Annotated in this window: 2 protein-coding genes and 2 tRNA genes; all 4 read left to right on the top strand. The window is 35.4% G+C overall.

All coding sequences use genetic code 11. The annotated features are described in order from the left end of the window. The first annotated feature begins 281 nt into the window (after positions 1-281). A tRNA-Val gene (locus tag ACO0K1_RS20005) sits at positions 282-357 on the top strand. A 36-nt stretch (positions 358-393) separates the two neighbouring features. Further along, a tRNA-Asp gene (locus ACO0K1_RS20000) sits at positions 394-470 on the top strand. Between the two features lie 76 nt (positions 471-546). After that, positions 547-1,815: a phage integrase SAM-like domain-containing protein gene (locus ACO0K1_RS19995; RefSeq protein WP_423028937.1), complete on the top strand. Its 1,269-nt coding sequence runs from the start codon at positions 547-549 to the stop codon at positions 1,813-1,815. A 278-nt stretch (positions 1,816-2,093) separates the two neighbouring features. Further along, positions 2,094-2,271: plasmid recombination protein (locus ACO0K1_RS19990; protein WP_423028939.1), on the top strand; the 178-nt coding region annotated here is incomplete at its 3' end.

The following is a 2,271-nucleotide window of genomic DNA, read 5'->3' as shown; positions in this document are numbered from 1 at the left end:
CATCCCGAACAGGACCGTGAAACGACTCTGCGCCAATGATAGTGCTGCAACCAGTGTGAAAGTAGGTTATCGTCAGGCTCCCTATTGCTACCCCTCCCTGTGAAAACAGTGAGGGGTTTTGCTTTTAAGTGAGAATAGTAGAATTTTGTAAGTAGTATCCAGAAAATAAACGAAATTACTTACAAAAGCACTAGACAAAAAGCAGTAAGCGTACTATAATATTGCTTCTGTTGATGTTGGTGACACAGCATCGAAGTATTTGTCTGACTAAGCAAGAATATGGGTGCTTAGCTCAGTTGGTAGAGCGGCGCCCTTACAAGGCGTAGGTCGGGAGTTCGAGCCTCTCAGCACCCACCACAGATAGATACATGCAGGACAAGGTTTTAAGGTTTAGGAGTGGTAGTTCAGTTGGTTAGAATACCGGCCTGTCACGCCGGGGGTCGCGGGTTCGAGCCCCGTCCACTCCGCCAATATAAAAAAGGTCTTATAATTCAATGAGTTATAAGACCTTTTCCTTTTGGGCTGGTAGCAAATTTGGTAGCAACCATGCTCAATTTGCCAGTTTATCTTCGCAATTCTTCCTACTATTTTCATACCCGTATCCACGGTAAACAATTTAAACGATCACTGCATACAGCAGATCGTCAAGTTGCTATCATAAGAGCCTGCAAACTACTTGAAGGCATTCAGATGAGTATTGACCTTAATAATGTAAAAAAATACGAACTGGACCTTTCTAGAGGTATTGCTAGGTCTGATGGTCCTGAGGATCATCAACGATTATTAGAAACGTTAGCTCTAATGCGAGAAAACCAAAGTCAAAAGCAACAACCCATATTAAAAGAAAGCTCCCTGGACAGGGCCACTTCTACGAAGTCACTCACTCTGTTGGAATTGTTAGATAAGTATTTTTTATTGAAAAAAGTGAAACCTGCAACAGTATTAGCTCATAAAAATACTGTTAAGGAATTTGAAACATTTTTTAAATTGAAATGTTATATTTCTGATATTCAAGTTGGAGATATAACCCGATTCCAAGAATTTTTAGCAGGTAAGGGTAATGTTCCAAGAACGATAGATGGAAAAGTTGGCTATATTAAAGCCTTGTTAAATTTTGCGATTAAACAGGGATACCTACTTAATCAAAAAAATCCTGCTGAAAATATGTCACTACTGACCAAACGTCAAAAATTATCTGATGGATATTTAATTTTTGAACCTGAAGAAATTAAACAAATTTTTTCCAGTGAGTATTACAGAGAACAAAAAAAATCTGACCCAGATTATTACTATGTTTTGTTATTGGGTTTAATTACTGGTTGCAGAATTTCGGAAATAACTTCACTGACTAAATCTCAATTTCAGGTTTCAGAGCAAAATAATCATATGATTATTATTCGTGATTCAAAAACATCCGCAGGGAAAAGAGAAGTACCATTACCTAATCAATTATTTGACGATGACTTTAAAGAATTTATTGATACCAAAGAAAATTTTATTTTTAGGTATGTTGATCGGAATGGAAAAGGATCAGGGAATGCAGTCGGTAAAAAATTTGCTCGTCACTTATTTGAATTAAAAATTAATCGTGGTAAGTTGGTTTTTCATTCCTTACGAAAATTTTTAAATGATTATTTTATGAAAAATGAAGTTCCTTATGAACCACGTTGTCAATTTTTTGGTCATGAAATTGAATCAGTTAATGTAGCAACCTACTCAAATAAATTCAGCGTGGATCGGTTAGCTGAGATTGTAAATCAACAGCAACTTAAATTATTATGGATAATAAAACCATTCCTGAAAGTGAAAGGTTAAGAAAAAAATTACCAACCGATTAAAAAATTATCCAGCATTTATGCTGGATTTTTTTATTCGGAACAGGATTTTTAAGGATGTAATCCTTAAAGGTTTTATTGTTGTTTTTGATTTGGTTTTTTGCTTACCTCGTAGAGCCTACGCAACCTAGCTCGCTAGGTTGCAATAGTAGGTGACGATAACTAAAAGTTATCTCAAAGGTTTTGCCGTTGACTGCATAAAAAATTAAACTACAATTAATTCAGGAGATAAAAAAACAACAACAAAAACCTGAATACATGTATGCAATTTTAAGAACAAAAAAACTGAAAAACAGATCTCATATTACACAAGCAAGTGAGCATAATTTGAGGCTAAGGAATCAAAGTAATATTGATTCTGGGCGTAGCCACCTCAATAAAATTTTGTTCAATCCGTTAGGAATTGATCAAAATGATGCCAGCAGTTTTCAGAAAA

The sequence above is a fragment of the Undibacterium sp. SXout20W genome, assembly GCF_049340285.1.
Lineage (GTDB): Bacteria > Pseudomonadota > Gammaproteobacteria > Burkholderiales > Burkholderiaceae_D > Undibacterium.
Note: the sequence above shows the minus strand (reverse complement) of the source record. Positions and strands in the feature narration are given on the sequence as shown.